This is a genomic window from Paenibacillus sp. BIC5C1 (assembly GCF_032399705.1).
In the GTDB taxonomy this organism is placed as follows: Bacteria; Bacillota; Bacilli; order Paenibacillales; family Paenibacillaceae; genus Paenibacillus; species Paenibacillus taichungensis_A.
This window is the reverse complement of record NZ_CP135922.1, coordinates 4,629,931-4,647,903: the sequence shown is the minus strand read 5'-3', so window position 1 is coordinate 4,647,903 and position 17,973 is coordinate 4,629,931. Positions and strand designations below refer to the sequence as shown.

The following is a 17,973-nucleotide window of genomic DNA, read 5'->3' as shown; positions in this document are numbered from 1 at the left end:
AAAAGGAATTTTGAGTTTATAAAAAGAGACGAACCTGATAAAGGTTCGCCTCTTTTTGTCTTATAAGTAATAAGTGAATAGTCCGACAATAATTAATTCAGAACTATTTCAACGGCTGTATTTATTTCCTGAAGAGCTGCAAGTTGCACAAGTACATCTTTTGGAACTTCCTTATCTACAGTTAGAATCATGATCGCTGCCCCACCAATGATTTTACGTCCGACCTGCATGGAGGCGATGTTAACTTCATTCTCTCCAAGCAAAGTTCCAACACGTCCGATAATCCCCGGTTTATCATTATGCGAAATCAGAACTTGGTGACTTTCCGGAGCAATATCCACTGGGAATTTGTCCAGACGCACGATACGCTCTCCATAACCTGCAAGCAGTGTGCCCGCAACACGACGCTCCTCGGCATCCTGATTCGTTACAAGTGTGACGGTAATCAGATTTGTAAATCCTTTCGTCGCCGAAGTTTGGCTAACCACTACGTTGAGATCCCGCACTTTAGCCAAATGCATGGAGTTGACAATATTGGCTTCTCCGCCTAAATGCCTTGCGAGAATACCTTTTACAATGTAACGAGTTAAAGGAGAAGTATCCACTTCCGACAGATCTCCAGCGTAGTCGATCCGGATTTCCTGAACTGCATTTTGAGTGATCTGAGCTGCAAAGCTGCCCAATGTTTCACCCAGTTTAAAGTACGGCTGCAGTTTGTTCATTACAGTTGGAGCTACAGCAGGCATGTTAACAGCGTTTTTGAACGGTTCATTGCGCAGAATATGCAGGACTTGCTCGGATACGTCGATTGCTACATTTTCTTGTGCTTCTACTGTGGATGCACCAAGATGAGGCGTCACAATAATGCTAGGGTGATTCAGGAACGGGTGATCAGCAGCCGGTGGTTCGCTCTCGAATACGTCGAATGCTGCACCAGCAACGATACCTTCATCAATCGCTTCTACAAGTGCCATTTCGTCAACGACTCCACCACGGGCACAGTTGATAATACGCATACCTTTTTTCATTACTTCGAATTGTGGGCGGGAAATCATATGGCGTGTCTCAGGTGTTAATGGTGTGTGAACAGTCATGAAATCGGCATTGCGAATGATGTCATCCACACTAGCCAGCTTAACTTGAAGTTTCTCCGCGCGATCTTGAGTGAGGAACGGATCGTAAGCCAGAATATCCATTCCGAATGCTTTTGCACGCTTAGCTACTTCGCTACCGATTCGTCCCATACCGAGCACACCCAGCGTTTTATTTCTTAACTCCACACCCAGGAAGGTTTTACGATCCCAAGTACCTTGAATGGTTTTGGCATATGCCTGAGGAATATGTCGTGCCAGTGCCATCATCATGGCAAATGTATGCTCACATGTCGTAATCGTATTACCGTCAGGGGCGTTAATAACAATGATACCGCGTTGGGTAGCAGCTTCCAAATCAATGTTATCTACACCTACGCCAGCACGTCCGATGACTTTAAGGTTTGTACCTGCCGTCATAATTCGATCTGTTACACGAGTTTGACTTCGAACTAGAAGGGCGTCATAATCGCCGATAATTGCAACAAGCTCATCTTCGCTAAGACCTGTTTTCTTCTCAACTACAACATCATTTGCATCCACCAGTTGCTGGATTCCCAGATCACTAATGGGGTCCGACACTAACACTTTGTACATGGTTTCTTCCTCCTTAGGTATGTGTATCTATATCGTCAAGGTTTCACCTCACGAAAGAGGCATTCCTTAAAACCAGTGAAACTCTTCCTTCCAACAACGCGGTGTCGCAGTAGAGGAGGAGGGTGTAGCAAATAGGGCGATTCCCACGTCTGTACTCTAAAATAAATCAAAAAACTCTCAATCCACATACTGCTTGCGCAATAAGGGACGAGAGTTGTCGTGGTACCACCCTAATTCACCGCCGTTTCGCAACGACAGTCTTAGCGGTCAATAAAGACCGAAGAGGATAACGGGTCTAAACCGATTGCACCTACTCCAGTTTCAATGCAATAACTCAGGAGCGCTCAAGATCATCTGCCTGCCACCGATTTACACCATCCATCGGCTCTCTGTAAGACAAAGCAACGTCTTTTTTCCATCATCGTGTTTAACGTGACTAATTTTTTCATAATGTATCATGGCTGACATGAGCATGTCAATAGGCTTAAATGTTTTAATTCGATTTGCTAATGTGATTTTCTTAAGTGGAGGAGAAAGCGTACAGATGATAAAAATTGACTTCCTTGGTTGATTAAAATAGCTCGATTACAAGCTGTTTTATGAATCGGATTTTAACACATTAATGAAACGAATTCATTGGATAAGGCTCTACTGAAAAACCGGGACTTGGGGCAGGCCTTGAACCTATTTGGTTTTTTGGCTATCATTTAGTATACTATCCGATTGGACAACGAATTTGTTATCCATCAAATATAAGTCAAGAGGACAGACACAGGCGATGAAAAAATTAAAGTTTCCCAAGTTCAAGATTCAGAAGGCTGAACCACAGCAACTAACCGAGCGTTTGCTTCTGATCAATCTATACTTTACACAAGGGTTAACTTTGATCATTGGGGTTGTATGGATTTTATTGCAGAAGAGAAATCTCTTTGATGTGCTTGCGTGGCCAGACAGTTACCAGTTTATATGGTGGGGGCTTGGTCTTGCTGGCATTATGCTTGTTATGGACTTGGTTCTTTCTTATGTTATTCCTCAAGAAAGCATGGACGATGGGGGAATTAACGAAATGCTGTTTCGAAATCGTCCAATCTGGCACATTGTATGCATAGCAGCCATCGTTGCTGTTTGTGAAGAATTGTTATTTCGTGGAGCCATACAGCATGTGTTAGGTCCTTACTGGACAAGTATTTTATTTGCAGTTATCCATATACGCTATTTGCGGCACTGGATTCCGACTGGCTGGGTATTTGTTTCGAGTTATGGATTGGGTTGGATTTATATGCAATCCGGCACATTATGGGCGCCTATATTATGTCATTTTATCATTGATTTGGTGTCTGGATTAGCGATACGTTTTCGGAGGGGATCATGAATCAGCAATTAAGTAGAATGAAGACTTACGGCAGTCAGCGCCATCGTCACTCGGATAAAACAGAGACATCTGAGCGTCCTGAAGCTTCTCCAGTAAATCTGGTTGTTGAACCAGCTGCTGCCTCAGAGGTGGGAGGACTCACACCAATTACCTCGGTCTCCATACCAAGATCACAACGTAAGTCTTATACATCATCGCTGGAAAGTCCGGTACTTCCCCGGCGGGCGCCAGCACGTGCCAACAAAGCACAAAAACCATCAGAAGAAGTCGTTTCCGAAGCGGGTACACTTCCTACAAGGACTGAACTTCATCCTTCTCGTCGTTTACGTCTCAGTAAACGATTTGTTAACTCGCTCATATTTATATTTGTATTGCTCACAATCAGTCTGGTATGGTGGGGGATAAAAGGAGCGCCTTCATTGGATACTTTCCTTCCATGGCCATGGTAGTGCTGGCGTGGATCGTTGCCGTTATTTTGGCTGGGATTATGTTACTGGTTCATATGTGGCGTGAGGCGCATCTTCATCATATTGTTTCAGATGAGGTTGAAGTGCCCAATTTGCCCTCTTCTTTTGATGGCAGCAAAATCCTGTATTTATCTGATATTCATAAACGTATGTTGAAAAAGAATGATTTGGAACATCTTCGCAATCAGGTGGACTGGGTTATCATTGGGGGAGATGTGGCAGAAAAAGGGATTTCATGGTCTATCGTCAGACATAATATGAACTTGTTAGCTTATATTGCCCCTACCTTCACAGTGTATGGGAACCATGACAAAAGAGCAGGAACTGTGCATCTCGAACGTATATTTCGAGATACGGGCGTTCAACTCTTACAGGATTCTACCACTTACCTTCGTAAAGGGAATAGCATGTTATGCCTGGTTGGAATTGATTATCGTTCACGGCAAGGCGATTCGCTGCTTGCAGAATTGGAAAGCAAAGATTGCAAGATTGCTATTGTCCATGATCCATTAGAAGCTCTTCACTTGAATGCACCTGTTGATCTGATATTGAGTGGTCACACACACGGCGGACAATTAGTAATTCCTGGCTTAGGCCCTGTCTTTCTTAACAAAACGTACCGCTCCGTGTCTAGCGGATGGTTTTCTTTGAAAAAGGATAATAATGATACCGAGCAACAAGGAAAAATATTGGTTAGCAAAGGATACGGAACAAATCATTTGCCGCTCAGACTTTGTTGTCCCGCAGAGATGCATATCATTACTTTGCGAATGCTCTCAAACAAACAGCCTTGATCCGCATAGGATCAAGGCTGTTTGTTATAACTTTATTAGCTCCTTCGTGTCAGTTCCAACTCATCAATTTTGATTTCAACCTGAATGCTGGGCAAATAGTCGAAGTTTAGCGGGCCTTCAGTTCAATGGAGCGAGGGTCGACAAATGTATAGCCTTTCTGTTCAAGTTTGGTTAACAACTCATCCAACGCTTCAACTGTCCATGGCAACTCATGCATCAAAATATTACTGCCGGGATTTAATTGATCCAGCACATTCCGGATGACCTTCTCCGGTTTGTTTTTGGTGCTCTTATCCCAATCCAGTGAACCATTGGACCATGTCATGTATAACATGCCATTTTTCTTGACTGTGGCCTTTAGTGCATCATTTCCAGAACCAAACGGAGGGCGAAAGAATTGAGGTTCAATTCCAATCGTGTCTTTCACAATCTTTTGCACATCAGTTACCTGTTTGGCGGCTGCTGTGGTGGACATTTTTTTTAGATCCTCATGATCCCACGCATGATTTCCAACAACTTGACCGCGTTCATGAATGATCTCGAGCAACTCGGGATGACTTTTTACTCGGTATCCGTTAACAAAAAATATTGCTTTCGCGCTATGTTTATCCAATGTGTCGATTAATCCATTAATCATTTTTTCTTCTTTGGGCCCATCATCAAATGTCAATAATACAACCTTGCTTTCGCTCGTCTTATCGTTGGGTTTGATGTAGTAATTGGCGTTCATGTGATACGTTTTTTCGATATTATCTTCGGCTGATTGTGACATGGGACTGTTATCAGTTCCTTCTTTTTCGGTCGAAGATGTTTCGTCATCACTTGTTGATTGTTGATCAGAATTGGAGTCCGTTGAGGACGGAGAATCAGTGGATGGCCTTTCATCTGTGCCGGTGCCAGTTGGTTCGTTCTGCTGCTCCTGTGTGGAAGTAACCGATTCGTTGCTGGACTTCGTGGATTCAGGTGTTGTTTCGACATTGGTTCCACAAGCTGACAACAGCATGCATGCGATCATAATTAAGGCGGTGGTGTGTCTAATCATGATTTCAACTCGCTTTCCTGTATTTATGCGGAATGAGATGTCGCCCTCCCGCAAACACTAGTTGTGATTTTAACATTAAAAGGAGGTTGGTGTAATGAAGGCGTCATCCTTTTTCTGGGGTGTTGTAATTGGCGTAGCAGCCAGCTCTTGGCTGTCCAAAGGTAAAATGTCAATGCTGTCTTCCGGTTCATCCCGCAATATGATGAATCAGGCCAAACACAAAATGATGGAGATGACGTTCCCGGGCATGGACGGATTCAGCTCCAAGCCAAACGAACAGAGCGGAGATTCCCACAAAAGCACGCATAAAAAAATTGCAAAGCCGATCACTCCGCAGGAAAAAGAAGAGAACATGAACATGCTCAAAGATTTTATTCGCACCAATCCGGATGTTAAACATGAAGTTGAGCAAATTTTAACTCAAACAAACACAACAGTACCGGGTTTATAAACAGAAACCTCCCATTAGAATCATCCACAGTCCTGTTTTGATGTGGAATGATTCTTTTTTTGTCGATTTTACTTCGTGCATTTGCAGGTATAAAATGATAACATAACTACATAGATTTATTTTCAGCACATATTGTTTTGTGCTTCATAATCTGTTATAAGACTTGCTTATAAAGGGGAGATCCTGTATGAAAATAGAACGATTAAGTCACGATAAGATACGGATTTTCCTGACCTTTGACGATCTGAGCGAGCGCGGAATACAAAAAGAAGATATGTGGCAGGAAATACCTAAAGTTCATGAACTGTTCACTGAAATGATGGACCAGGCCTATTCCGAACTTGGATTTGATGCTACAGGTCCTCTTGCTGTCGAAGTATTCGCACTTCCCGCTCAAGGGATGGTTGTCATTGTCACCCGGGGGAAATATGATCCGCAACAATATGGTTCAGGTAATGAGGATGATCTGCCTGAAGAAGTATATGAGATGGAAGTTACACTTGAGCAGAGCGATTCCATCGTCTATGCATTCAAAGATTTTGAAGTGCTTATTGAGGCTGCACATATGTTGCATCAGCACGTAACGGATGCTGGAAGACTTTATTCCTATAAAGACAAATGGTTTTTGCATTTTGAACCGGATGACTTGGATTCCACCAAACATGCAGCATTGATTGCCTTGCTTGCTGAATTCGGTGAAGGTTCTTCCGTTACCCCTGCCGTCATGGAAGAGTACGGAAAGGTTGTTATGCCTGAACAAGCGGTTGAGGTTATTTGCACCCACTTCAAGCGTCAGGAGTAAGCTCTAGTTGTAATCGCGTCTTAAGTCAGAGGAGGGAATTTCGGTGCTTTTGTTTTCGGTTTTAGCGGCAGCAGTAGCTCCGGGTCTCGCCTTGTTAACATACTTTTATCTGAAAGACCGTTATGACTCTGAACCTCTTCATATGGTATTTCGAGTCTTCCTCATGGGGATTTTGATGGTATTGCCTGTGATGATTATTCAGCGCGGCATGATGATCTGGCTTGGAGATAATCCTTATGTTGAAGCCATCCTGATTTCAGGTGGGGTTGAAGAGTTCGTCAAATGGTTTGTGATATACCATATTATTTATAATCATACCGAATTTGACGAGCCTTACGATGGGATTCTATACTCCGTTGCTGTTTCACTCGGATTTGCTACAGTTGAGAATGTGTTGTATGCCTTTGCGGGGAATGCTTCCGTCTCAGCTATGTTCATTCGTGCATTGCTACCTGTATCGGGTCACGCCATGTTTGCGGTAATTATGGGTTATTACATGGGGCGGGCCAAGTTCTCGGATGGCAAGAAAAAACGTTGGTTTCTTATGCTCTCACTTGTTTTACCGTTCTTCTGGCATGCTCTATACGATGTCATTATGAATACGATGGTGAATCATTGGTTATGGTTCATTGCGCCATTGATGGCGGGACTATGGTACGGTGCGATGGGCAAGATTACAAGGGCCAACAATCGTTCTCCTTTTCGTTTTGTGAAGCGTGAGGAAGAGATTAAATTATAAAAAATACGGACACACTGGTGGACATGGAGCGCAACCTGCGCCTGCCCCGGTGTGTTTTTTTGTTGAAATAAATAAAAATTCCCGGGGGAAGACAAATAGAAACGGGGATAAGCGTGATGAGAATCAAAATTAAAATCAGATGCAAACAATGTGGAGAACGTTTTACGCTGCGAGGCAAGAAGGAACGAGGGAGAATTGAGACCGGTTTTAAACAGTGTTTGTGTGATAATCGGGACCAGTTCGAAATTGAGGAAGATGGCGGCACAACCTGGGTACAGTTGAATTAAACAAATGGTTTGGGACCATGCGAGATAAGCCCGTCATTGGACAGACTGGAAATCGCATGCATAAGAGGTCTTTCTTCGATCCACAATAGAGGTAGTGGCTTAGAAGAAAGGAGACTCTACCGATGTATAAACGTTTAAGTTCAGTTATGTTTCCGATATTTGCAGTTCTGTTAATCGGTGCTCTCGTATGGGGTTACCAAGAGAACCAGGAGAAAAATGCAATTCTGATCAAAGCAGAGAATCAATATCAGCGTGCCTTTCACGATTTATCTTTTCATATGGACAAATTGCATTCGGAGATTGGGAATACACTCGCAGTTCATGCTACGTCCCAAGGGATGCATCGAAAAGGTCTTATGAACGTATGGAGACTCACCAGTGAAGCGCAGAATGAGATTAACCAATTGCCGCTGACGATGCTGCCATTCAGTGAAACGGAGGAATTTCTCTCCCGCATTTCCAATTTTGCTTACCAAGCGTCCATGCGTGATCTGACGAATGAACCTTTAAGTGAAAAGGAAATGGGCAACCTGAAAAAGCTGTATGCGAATTCATCCGAGATAACCAAAAATTTGCAGGATGTACAGCAGAAAGTCATTTCTGACCGTTTACGCTGGATGGATGCAGAATCAGCCATGGCAACGGAAGAGCAAACGATGGATAATACCATCGTGGATGGATTCCGTACAGTGAACAAAAAGGTACAGGAGTATCCTGAACTTGATTGGGGTCCTTCAGTCTCCAGCATTTATGCCAAACGTTCGGTGAAAAAGCTGGATGGCTTACCGATGACCAAAGAGCAGATCCAAACTAAAGCTGCAAAGTTTTCCAATGCTGAACAGGGCAAGATTCAAATACAGGAAAATGGTAAAGGTACAGATTGGGAATCGTACACAGCCACGATTGATCAATCCAAAGACAGTAAATTGAGTATGGACTTTACGCGTAATGGCGGTCTGCTCATCTCTTACAGTGACACTCGTCCAATCGGAACAAAGAAAGTTACACGTAAGGAAGCAATGGCCAAAGCAGACCATTTCCTTTCCAATAAGGGTTATAAAGATATGAAGGCAGTCAATTATGACGAGTTTGGCAATCTCGGTAACCTGACCTATGTCCGTAAACAAGGTGATACATTGATTTACCCGGAAAAGATGTCTGTTCGGGTAGGTCTTGATAATGGGGATGTTACCGGCTTCCAGGCAAGTGATTTTGTATATGAGCATCAGAAGAAGCGGGAGGTTCCGAAAGCTGCACTTACGATTGAACAGGCCCGCAAAAAGCTGAATCCGGAATTCAAGGAGAGCTACGCTCGCAAATCACTCATTAAGAATGATTACAGCAAAGAAGTTCTGTGTTACGAATTCGGCGGACGAATCAATGGTACAAAATATAAAATTTACATCAACGCTGATACAGGTATGGAAGAAGCCGTTGAGGAAATCAAACCGGTGAATGAGACCACATAACATCAAGAAACCGGTATGCTGTTAAATTGCAAATAAATTACTGAACAGACCACCTAGTGGTCTGTTTTTTATTGTCCACTATGAGAAAGGTCATGGTATAATAGTCCTTGTACATACGTTTACGAAGATAAAAAGTTAAGGTGGCGGTGAACAGCTTGTTTCCCAAAATAAATGAAGTTTTATACATCCAGATTGCCTCTGCAGATGAAAAAGAGGAAAGCAAAGAATATAAATCACGCATAGCAGATGTCGATGAGAACAGTTTTCTGATTGAAGTTCCGATGCAGCAGGGAAGTAGCCGGTTGAAACGGTTGTTTTTTGGTGAGGAATTGTCCATTTCGTATATCACGGAAGACGGGGTTCGTCATTATTTCAATACATATGTGACCGGATTTGAAGAAGATGTAGTTCGGCTAGTACGAATTCGTAAGCCATTGCCGGACGACATTACCAAAATCCAGCGTCGCAGTTTTCTGCGTGTTCATGCAAATCTTGAAATGGCCATCCAGAGCGAGGACCTGACCCGAGCCGTGGGCTTGACTGAAGATATTGGCGGCGGGGGATTATCCATTTATGGTGAACCTGATTTTGCTATTGTTGAAGGACAGAAGCTGAAATGCTGGTTGCTTATTCCTTATCGGAATGCAGCGATTGAGCATGCTAATTTTGAAGCGGAAGTGGTACGGATCAAATCACTGGAAACAGGCAGACAGCTGTGTATGTTAAAGTTTGTGCAGATTACGGATTCAGAACGGCAGAAGATCATCAAGTTTTGTTTTGAACGGCAATTGGATTATCGAACGAAATAAAGAATTAGAGATTTTACGGGATAAAAGGAGACAGCGCTGGGCACTGTAATGGAAAAACGGAGGTTCAAGTTGTGAACAACCGCCATGCATCCCGCAGATACGAGCGCCTATATTATGTTTTATCCAAGCGAATGGAAAGAAGGGCTCTGATGCTAATTACGGCTCTTCTTGTTCTGCTTGTGATCTATCAGTTATTACTTCTTGTGCCTGATATGAAAAAGAATATGACCTCCATTGATCGTATGGAAGGAACACCAATTCAGATGCAATCGGTACACGAACAATAGCGTCACTGATTTGTCTGTTTTTGCATCCATGTGTATAGTGTGGTATAATTTTGACGATGCAGGCAATGCCTGTTTTTTTATTGAGGCTTATCGTTTGAGGAGGAATGCCCCGTTGGCAAGCCAGAACACATCAGAGAACGGGAAGATGAACGTTGCAATTGACGGACCTGCCGGTGCCGGGAAAAGCACGGTGGCCCGATTGGTTGCAGAGGCGCTCGCGTACATATACGTTGATACTGGCGCGATGTACCGTGCGGTAACCCTGCATATGCTTCGAAAAGGTATTTCACCGGAAGATGTGCCAGAGGTGCTTCAGGAAACCCAAAAGCTGGTCATTGATTTACAACCGGATCCCGACGGACAGAAAGTGTTCTGTAATGGGGAGGATGTAACCTCGGAAATCCGCTCCCGTGAAGTGACGGGAATCGTGTCCCGATATGCGCAAATCGAGGGGCTGCGTACGCAAATGGTGAATACACAGCGGCAAATGGCTTTGCGCAAGGGCGTCGTCATGGATGGACGCGATATCGGAACGACAGTATTGCCCGACGCGGAAGTGAAAATCTTCATGACTGCCAGTGTGGAAGAGCGTGCACTTCGCCGCTTCAAAGAACTGGACCCCTCAGAAGGACTGACGTTGCAGCAACTTGAGCGAGACATTGCCACCCGTGACAAATTGGATGAAAGTAGGGAAATATCCCCGCTTCGTTGTGCTGAAGACGCTACTGTGCTTGACACAACCGAGATGAGCATCCATGAAGTGGTTGACAAAATCGTGTCTTATTGCACAATGGTCAGAGGAGAGATCGGTCTATGATTTACACATTTTGCAGCACATTACTGCGGATCATTTACACCATTCTTTTTCGCCTGGAGGCAGTTGGACGGGAGAACATCCCGAAAGAAGGCGGCGTACTTTTATGTTCTAATCATATCAGTAACTTTGATCCTCCAACGGTTGGTATCAAGATTCGTCGTCAGGTGCGCTTCATGGCCAAAAGCGAATTGTTTGATATCCCGGTCTTTGGCCGAATTATCAAAGCCGTAGGCGCTTTTCCGGTTAAACGTGGAGGCGTCAGCAAGGAATCCATCAAGACCTCACTCAACATTTTGCGTGACGGTGAAGTGCTTGGTATTTTCCCTTCGGGAAGTAGACACAATGATGGAGGCATCGGTAAAAAAGGGGCAGCGAGCTTCGCTCTCCGAAGTGGTGCTACAGTTATTCCTACTGCTATTATCGGTAACTACAAGGTTTTTCGTAAGATGAAAGTTGTTTATGGAGCACCGGTGAATTTGGACGAGTTCAAGGAAGATCCATCTGGCGATGCGCTGGAGAGAGCGACGGAGAAGATTATGTCCAAAATTAATGAAATGGTGCAAACAGGCGTGCCGAGCAAGTAAGTGAGGTAACGTCGGACAACTGAGTGCATGTTTCCATTTTTTTGAGGGAAGCTAAGCTATGCATTTAGTTCTGAAAGTGTTTTGAACTCTGCTACAGGCAGGTTTGAATATAATGGGGTTTTTGAATTGAGGAGGGTATTTGACATGTCGGAAGAAATGAAAAATCAAGAAGCAACCCAAGATGAGTTGGATCAATTCGTTTCCTTGAAAAAAGGAGATACCGTAAAAGGAACCATCGTCAAATTGGAAGATAACCAAGCCTATGTGAGCATTGGATATAAATATGACGGTGTAATTCCAATTCGTGAACTGTCTTCCCTGCACGTGGACAGCGCGTCTGATGCAGTTGAAGTTGGACAAGAAGTTGAAGCTAAAGTACTTAGCATCGACGACGAGAAAGAAAAACTCGTTCTGTCCAAACGTGCAATCGACAGCGAAAACGCTTGGGATCAATTGCAAAAGCATTTTGAAGACCAAGACGTATTCGAAGTTGTTGTAGCTGACGTTGTTAAAGGCGGTCTGGTAGCAGACGTGGGCGTACGCGGATTTATCCCGGCTTCCATGGTAGAGCGCCATTTCGTTGAAGATTTCAGCGATTACAAAGGACGCACATTGCGTGTTAAAGTGAAAGAGATCGACCGTGAGAACAACAAAGTGATCCTTTCCCAAAAAGACGTACTTGAGCAAGAATTCGAAGCAAACAAAGCTACTGTTATGGCTGGTTTGCAAGAAGGTCAAGTTATCGAAGGTACGGTACAACGTTTGACTCAATTCGGTGCTTTCGTTGATGTTGGCGGAGTAGACGGATTGGTTCACGTATCCGAGCTGGCTTGGACACACGTTGACAAACCATCGGACGTTCTGTCTGAAGGCGATAAAGTAAACGTAAAAGTGCTGAAAGTTGATCCTGAAAAAGGTAAGATCAGCCTGAGCATGAAAGCTGTTCAACCAGGTCCTTGGGAAACAGCTGGCGACAAATTCAACTCCAGCGATATCGTAACAGGTGTTGTAAAACGTCTGGTTGACTTCGGTGCTTTTGTTGAAATCGCTCCTGGTGTTGAGGGACTTGTGCATATCTCGCAAATCTCCCACAAACATATTGGCACTCCGCACGAAGTATTGAAAGAAGGACAAGAAGTTCAAGTTAAAATCTTGGACATGAATCCTTCTGAGCAACGTGTGAGCCTGAGCATCAAGGAAACTGAAGAAGCTCCTGCTCAACCACAAAAATCAGAGCGTCCAGCAAGAAACAACGCTCCACGTGAAGAAATCAACAACCCGAACGTTTCCTTGAGCAATCAAGGTCTGAGCATTACGCTCGGCGAACGCTTCGGTGACAAACTCAGCAAATTCAAATAAGTTATACATGCATGGTTCTTAGTTATATACTGCATATTTTGCTGAACAATAAAAGCAAGATCGGCGAGCCCCAGCGGGTTCGCCGATTGTTTTTATTGCGAGTATAACGGCATGAAACGTTAGCCAAGACAGGCGTTTTTTGCTATGATGAGTATCGTAAGTATGGACAGGAGGAGTGGAATGTATGGCAAGACCCGTTGTGGCAATTGTCGGGCGACCGAATGTGGGCAAATCCACCATTTTTAATCGGATCATCGGCGACAGATTGGCCATTGTGGAAGACAAGCCGGGCATTACCCGTGACCGTATCTACGGAATCGGCGAATGGAACGGTAAACCATTTAGCATTATCGATACAGGTGGTATCGAAATCGACGGCGAGGACGTCATTCTAAAATCAATCCGGATGCAGGCAGAGCTCGCCATTGAAGAAGCGGATGTTATTGTATTCATGTGTGATGCAAAAGCAGGGATTACGCAATCTGATGAAGAAGTCGCAGAGATGTTGTACCGCTCAGGTAAGCCTATCGTTGTAGCCGTTAACAAAGTGGATAATATCGGGCGCAGTGAGCTCATTTATGAGTTTTATGGATTTGGATTTGGTGATCCAATCGGAGTATCGGGGAGTCATGGTACAGGTGTAGGTGATTTGCTCGATGCCATCGTAGAGAAATTGCCTGAACTTGAGGAAGAGACTTACGATGACGATGTCATCCGTGTAGCCCTGATCGGACGTCCGAACGTGGGTAAATCTTCATTGGTGAATGCCATTTTAGGCGAAGAACGTGTTATTGTAAGTGATGTTGCTGGTACGACGCGGGATGCGATCGATACACCGTTTGAAAAAGACGGTCAGCGCTATGTGCTGATTGATACAGCAGGTATGCGTAAACGTGGTAAAGTCTATGAAACCACGGAGAAATACAGCGTGATGCGTGCGATGCGTGCCATTGAGCGTGCAGATGTTGTTCTGATTGTAATTAATGGTGAAGAAGGCATTATCGAGCAGGACAAGCATATTGCAGGTTATGCATTTGAAGCAGGCAAAGCCTCCATGTTTGTTGTGAACAAATGGGACGTTGTAGAGAAGTCTGATAAAACAATGAATGAGTTTGAGAAAAAAATTCGGGATCATTTCCTGTTTATGACTTACGCTCCGGTTGTATTTTTGTCAGCCAAGACAAAACAACGCTTACAAAAATTGTTGCCTGTGGTGCAACGTGTGGCCCAGCAGCACTCTATGCGTGTTCAGACGCATCTGCTTAACGATGTAGTGTCTGATGCAGTGGCGATTAATCCGCCACCAACAGATAAAGGACGCAGAATGAGAATCAATTATGTGACTCAGGTTGCAGTTAAACCTCCGACCATGGTTATTTTTGTGAACGATCCGGAATTGATGCACTTTTCTTATGAACGTTACCTGGAGAATAAAATTCGTTCAGCGTTTGATTTTGAAGGGACGCCAATTCGCATATTTACTCGGAGGAAGTCCGACGAAGGTTAGGGGAGAAGTTTGTGATTTTACAAATCGCAGCGATTGTACTGAGCTATCTGCTCGGTTCAATCAGCTTTAGTGTCCTCCTTGCAAAAGCACTACGGGGGATCGATATCCGTCAACACGGAAGCGGAAATGCAGGGGCTACCAATACTTTGCGGATATTGGGTAAAGGACCGGCAATTCTGGTACTGCTGTTGGATGTACTCAAAGGTATTGCGGCCGTTTGGATTGGGGTCTGGTTCAGCAATGGTTCCGATTGGATTCCTGCTCTTAGTGGTATAGCTGCTATTGCAGGCCATAACTGGCCGCTGTACTTCCGTTTCCGTGGAGGTAAAGGAATTGCGACAGCGATTGGTGTGCTCGTGACTCTTGCACTTATTCCTGCGCTATGCGCCGGGGTATTTGCGATCCTGTCCATCGTATTGACACGATATGTTTCATTGGGCTCCCTTATTTTTGTAGCTTTGACACCGCTCTTCATCCTTGTGTTACCCGGATATTCGATGAGTATCTTCTGGGGAAGTCTGATTATTTGTCTGTTTGCGTTCTGGAGACATCGTACCAATATTGCGAAGCTCGCCAAAGGACAGGAAAATAAATTGGGATCGAAAAACCCTGGAGGGGGAAAACGCGTTGTCTAAAAAAGTTGCTGTTCTGGTTGCGGGCAGTTGGGGTACTGCACTTGCCAGTGTATTGGCTGCCAATCATCTGGATGTGATCATGTGGACACGTGGTGAAGACCAGGCCGCAGAGATCAATAATAAACATACAAACCAACGCTTCCTTCCCGATGCAGAGCTGTCACCCCGTATTCAGGCAACCACGGATATGGCGACGGCAGTTGAAGGGGCTTCTGCTGTGTTAATTGTTGCTCCTTCATCGGCGATGCGTTCGGTTGCTCATCAGCTTAAGGCCTATTACAAACCGGAAATGTTAATCATTCATGCAACCAAGGGATTCGAGACAGAAAGTCTGAAACGTATGTCCACGGTCATTTCGGAAGAACTCGAATGTGAAGAAGGCCGTGTCGTTGTACTTTCTGGTCCAAGCCATGCGGAAGAAGTGGTTAAGCGTTGCCCGACGACGGTTGTTGTGGCATCACTGGATAAAGCTTCTGCAGAGGCAGCTCAAGGTTTATTTATGAATGCTTATTTCCGTGTGTATACGAATCGAGATATGATCGGTGTAGAACTGGCGGGAGCGTTCAAAAATATTATCGCGCTGGGAGCAGGGATGTCAGACGGGCTTAACTTTGGTGACAATGCCAAAGCAGCCTTGTTAACACGCGGGCTGGCCGAGATCACACGCATCGGTGTGGAGATGGGAGCTAATCCGCTCACGTTCTCCGGACTCGCAGGGATCGGCGATTTGGTTGTGACTGCGACCAGTCAGCACAGCCGTAATTGGAGAGCAGGTTCCTTGCTGGGCAAAGGACAGAAGCTGGACGATGTTTTGAATTCCATGGGCATGGTTGTGGAAGGTATTCGGACCACACAGGCCGCCCACTTTATTTCTCAGAAATACGGTGTGCAAATGCCGATTGCAGATCAGCTTTATCACGTTCTTTTTCAAGAGAGACAGCCGCGGGATGCGGTTGAAGCTTTGATGGGACGTGATCCCAAGACCGAAATGGAAGTCATGACGCTTGAAACCTGGGAGCAGTGGCATTCCTGATGGTAGCGTAGGCAGCTTTCCCGAAATGAGAAGCTTCTTCACCTTTTTTGCGGTGCACTCATATGATACACATGAGTATTGCCGGAGGAGGGGAGACGAATGGCTAACAACATTTCCAAGGAAGCGCTGAAAGCGATCAACAAAAAAACAGGGAAATCGATTACGGAAGGTGCCGTCAAGAAATTGGCGAGTACAGTAAAACCGTCCACCATGCAGAATGAAGCTCAATTGCGCCAACTGATCAAGCAAGTATCCGCCATGGCAAAAGTGCCGGTATCTGAGGATACAGTTCAGGATATCGTGAGTGCCGTCAAAAAAAGCGGGTTAAACCCAAACAGTATGGAATCATTAATGAAAATGATGATGAAAAAATAATAGATCGCGCCTGCGTGCAGGCGATCAAGCAAGACAAAAAGTCGAGTCGGCATCTGCCGGCTTGCTTTTTGTCTTTTTTTTGGAAAGCTGAGCAATGTTTCGTGTTATAATAGTTGCAATTGTCACAGTGTCAGTGATGAATAACGGACTGAAGGGGAGAACTCTGGATTATGAACGCGATGGACAAGATGTGGCTTTCATTAGTCGCAATCCTTATTATGGGACTATCTGTATTCCTGATTACGTTTGCTCGATCCAAAACGAAAGGTATTGTACGGGGGATTCTTTCTTTAATTGCTTTTCTCATTATGCTGATTGGCTTTTTCGGCGGAATAGCTTCTCTGACCTGATCTTTCTCGCCTGATAGATAACATCCGCATAAACACATCATAAGAACTGACACAACGAAAACGGATGAAGGGAAGGTGAGCCGATGAGGCCGCATGAAACGGAGGATCGGACAGAGCGTTATCCGGAATTACACGCGGCTTTGCTGGAAACGGCAAAAGCCTGGGACACAGAGCCTTATACGTGGCTGCTTGGGGGAAGCTGTGGGTTGTTGCTCCAACAGGTAGAATTACAGCAGGCTCCCAGAGATATTGACGTTTACGCTGATATCACCGCCGCGAAGGTTCTTCATAAATCTGCGCCTGGAATGGTGCTGGATGAGCCTGTCGTAGATAAAACGGGACCTTATGCCTCGCTGCTCAGTCATTATCAGGTAGGGACTTGTGCGTTGGAGCTGGTTGGTGGTTTCGAAGTGTGGTCACGTAAGAGTTGGTACCGCATTGAAATTGAGCATGTATTGGCCAAGTATGCCCCTGAAGCCAAAGTGGGTTCTTATACATTGCGTCTAATGCCGTTAGCTCATGAGCTGTTGTTCAATCTAATGAGAGGCCGTGCTGATCGTTATGAACCCATTGCAAGACAGATTCGGCAGATGCCCGAATCACATCAACCTCTAATGACTTTATTGGGGAAGCAAAATATATGGACAAGCCGATTCAGAGCAGAAGTGGAAGAGCTTGTTGGCTTCGAATGGCCTCAGTAGGTTGGGAGGAATAATGATGGATTACAATATTACATTTTTACCGCAAAATAAAACGATTCGGTTAAAGCCAGGGGTAACGCTGCTAAATGCTGCACGCCGTGCAGGCGTGAAAATAGCAACGCGATGTGATGGAAAGGCAGCCTGCCTGATGTGTAAGGTGAAAGTAGATCCGGAACATCTTGCAGCGCTGCATCCACCAACAGATGCAGAGAAGCGTAAGCTAGGTTCGCTGCTGGATGCAGGAACGCGGTTGTCATGTCAGGCGAAGGTGCGGGGATCGGTGACAGTTCATGTTCCGGAGGACCCGCTGAAAGCAGCGATTCGTAAACAATTGGAGCGTCAGCAGCAGGATGAGGACGACTGGTTCTAAGAATACCTGAGTGGAACGATTTCAAGGAGGATACG

22 protein-coding genes and 1 other annotated feature are annotated in these 17,973 nt (G+C 44.8%); of the genes, 20 read left to right on the top strand and 2 right to left on the bottom strand.

Annotated features, from left to right (window positions below):
• Positions 1–92: 92 nt before the first annotated feature.
• Positions 93–1,688 (bottom strand): phosphoglycerate dehydrogenase, encoded by a 1,596-nt coding sequence (serA, locus tag RS891_RS20645; protein WP_099858410.1) that lies wholly within the window; start codon positions 1,686–1,688, stop codon positions 93–95.
• Positions 1,689–1,888: 200 nt separating this feature from the next.
• Positions 1,889–2,119, bottom strand: a binding site (T-box leader).
• 347 nt (positions 2,120–2,466) lie between these two features.
• Here serA and RS891_RS20640 point away from each other — a divergent pair.
• The 3 genes from RS891_RS20640 to RS891_RS20630 are packed head-to-tail and all read left to right on the top strand — an operon-like array spanning position 2,467 to position 4,321.
• A complete protein-coding gene (locus RS891_RS20640) occupies positions 2,467–3,060 on the top strand; it encodes a CPBP family intramembrane glutamic endopeptidase (protein WP_113051929.1) in 594 nt (197 codons plus the stop codon).
• Positions 3,057–3,509, top strand: coding sequence for a hypothetical protein (locus RS891_RS20635; RefSeq protein ID WP_146752101.1), 453 nt, complete (start codon positions 3,057–3,059; stop codon positions 3,507–3,509). The genes RS891_RS20640 and RS891_RS20635 overlap by 4 nt, the downstream gene beginning before the upstream one ends.
• A complete protein-coding gene (locus tag RS891_RS20630) occupies positions 3,497–4,321 on the top strand; it encodes a metallophosphoesterase (RefSeq protein WP_315793046.1) in 825 nt (274 codons plus the stop codon). Before RS891_RS20635 ends, RS891_RS20630 begins: the two co-directional genes overlap by 13 nt.
• A gap of 106 nt (positions 4,322–4,427) precedes the next feature.
• Here the strand turns inward: RS891_RS20630 and RS891_RS20625 are convergent, their stop codons facing one another.
• Complete coding sequence (locus RS891_RS20625) at positions 4,428–5,363, bottom strand: polysaccharide deacetylase family protein (protein WP_315793045.1); 936 nt, start codon at positions 5,361–5,363, stop codon at positions 4,428–4,430.
• 94 nt (positions 5,364–5,457) lie between these two features.
• Between RS891_RS20625 and RS891_RS20620 the strand changes: the two genes are divergently transcribed.
• The 17 genes from RS891_RS20620 (at position 5,458) to RS891_RS20540 (ending at position 17,938) form a co-directional block, all read left to right on the top strand.
• Positions 5,458–5,814 (top strand): hypothetical protein, encoded by a 357-nt coding sequence (locus RS891_RS20620; protein WP_113051932.1) that lies wholly within the window; start codon positions 5,458–5,460, stop codon positions 5,812–5,814.
• 187 nt (positions 5,815–6,001) lie between these two features.
• Positions 6,002–6,616 carry a genetic competence negative regulator gene (locus tag RS891_RS20615; protein WP_091000230.1) on the top strand — a complete coding sequence of 205 codons (615 nt, stop codon included), beginning with the start codon at positions 6,002–6,004 and terminating at the stop codon, positions 6,614–6,616.
• 43 nt (positions 6,617–6,659) lie between these two features.
• Positions 6,660–7,355: a glutamic-type intramembrane protease PrsW gene (prsW, locus tag RS891_RS20610; protein WP_076288920.1), complete on the top strand. Its 696-nt coding sequence runs from the start codon at positions 6,660–6,662 to the stop codon at positions 7,353–7,355.
• A gap of 116 nt (positions 7,356–7,471) precedes the next feature.
• Positions 7,472–7,642, top strand: coding sequence for a hypothetical protein (locus tag RS891_RS20605; protein ID WP_167666101.1), 171 nt, complete (start codon positions 7,472–7,474; stop codon positions 7,640–7,642).
• A gap of 122 nt (positions 7,643–7,764) precedes the next feature.
• Positions 7,765–9,111: a germination protein YpeB gene (gene ypeB, locus RS891_RS20600; RefSeq protein WP_113051933.1), complete on the top strand. Its 1,347-nt coding sequence runs from the start codon at positions 7,765–7,767 to the stop codon at positions 9,109–9,111.
• 155 nt (positions 9,112–9,266) lie between these two features.
• Positions 9,267–9,920, top strand: coding sequence for a flagellar brake protein (locus tag RS891_RS20595; protein ID WP_113051934.1), 654 nt, complete (start codon positions 9,267–9,269; stop codon positions 9,918–9,920).
• Between the two features lie 71 nt (positions 9,921–9,991).
• Positions 9,992–10,207 carry a hypothetical protein gene (locus RS891_RS20590; protein ID WP_113051935.1) on the top strand — a complete coding sequence of 72 codons (216 nt, stop codon included), beginning with the start codon at positions 9,992–9,994 and terminating at the stop codon, positions 10,205–10,207.
• A 112-nt stretch (positions 10,208–10,319) separates the two neighbouring features.
• Entirely contained in the window at positions 10,320–11,024 is a 705-nt protein-coding gene (gene cmk / locus RS891_RS20585) for a (d)CMP kinase (RefSeq protein ID WP_113051936.1), read from the top strand.
• Positions 11,021–11,608, top strand: coding sequence for a lysophospholipid acyltransferase family protein (locus RS891_RS20580; RefSeq protein WP_090900627.1), 588 nt, complete (start codon positions 11,021–11,023; stop codon positions 11,606–11,608). Before cmk ends, RS891_RS20580 begins: the two co-directional genes overlap by 4 nt.
• A gap of 144 nt (positions 11,609–11,752) precedes the next feature.
• Positions 11,753–12,967 carry a 30S ribosomal protein S1 gene (gene rpsA / locus RS891_RS20575; protein WP_315793044.1) on the top strand — a complete coding sequence of 405 codons (1,215 nt, stop codon included), beginning with the start codon at positions 11,753–11,755 and terminating at the stop codon, positions 12,965–12,967.
• A gap of 184 nt (positions 12,968–13,151) precedes the next feature.
• Positions 13,152–14,474: a ribosome biogenesis GTPase Der gene (gene der / locus RS891_RS20570; protein ID WP_113051937.1), complete on the top strand. Its 1,323-nt coding sequence runs from the start codon at positions 13,152–13,154 to the stop codon at positions 14,472–14,474.
• 11 nt (positions 14,475–14,485) lie between these two features.
• A complete protein-coding gene (gene plsY / locus RS891_RS20565; RefSeq protein WP_076288925.1) occupies positions 14,486–15,109 on the top strand; it encodes a glycerol-3-phosphate 1-O-acyltransferase PlsY in 624 nt (207 codons plus the stop codon).
• Positions 15,102–16,142 carry an NAD(P)H-dependent glycerol-3-phosphate dehydrogenase gene (locus RS891_RS20560; RefSeq protein ID WP_113051938.1) on the top strand — a complete coding sequence of 347 codons (1,041 nt, stop codon included), beginning with the start codon at positions 15,102–15,104 and terminating at the stop codon, positions 16,140–16,142. The genes plsY and RS891_RS20560 overlap by 8 nt, the downstream gene beginning before the upstream one ends.
• Positions 16,143–16,241: 99 nt before the next feature.
• A complete protein-coding gene (locus RS891_RS20555; RefSeq protein ID WP_024630680.1) occupies positions 16,242–16,517 on the top strand; it encodes a stage VI sporulation protein F in 276 nt (91 codons plus the stop codon).
• A 170-nt stretch (positions 16,518–16,687) separates the two neighbouring features.
• A complete protein-coding gene (locus RS891_RS20550) occupies positions 16,688–16,867 on the top strand; it encodes a DUF2768 family protein (protein ID WP_053780676.1) in 180 nt (59 codons plus the stop codon).
• Between the two features lie 83 nt (positions 16,868–16,950).
• Complete coding sequence (locus RS891_RS20545) at positions 16,951–17,568, top strand: hypothetical protein (RefSeq protein ID WP_315793043.1); 618 nt, start codon at positions 16,951–16,953, stop codon at positions 17,566–17,568.
• A 16-nt stretch (positions 17,569–17,584) separates the two neighbouring features.
• Positions 17,585–17,938, top strand: a complete 354-nt coding sequence (locus RS891_RS20540) for a 2Fe-2S iron-sulfur cluster-binding protein (RefSeq protein WP_113051940.1) — start codon at positions 17,585–17,587, stop codon at positions 17,936–17,938.
• Positions 17,939–17,973 lie beyond the last annotated feature (35 nt).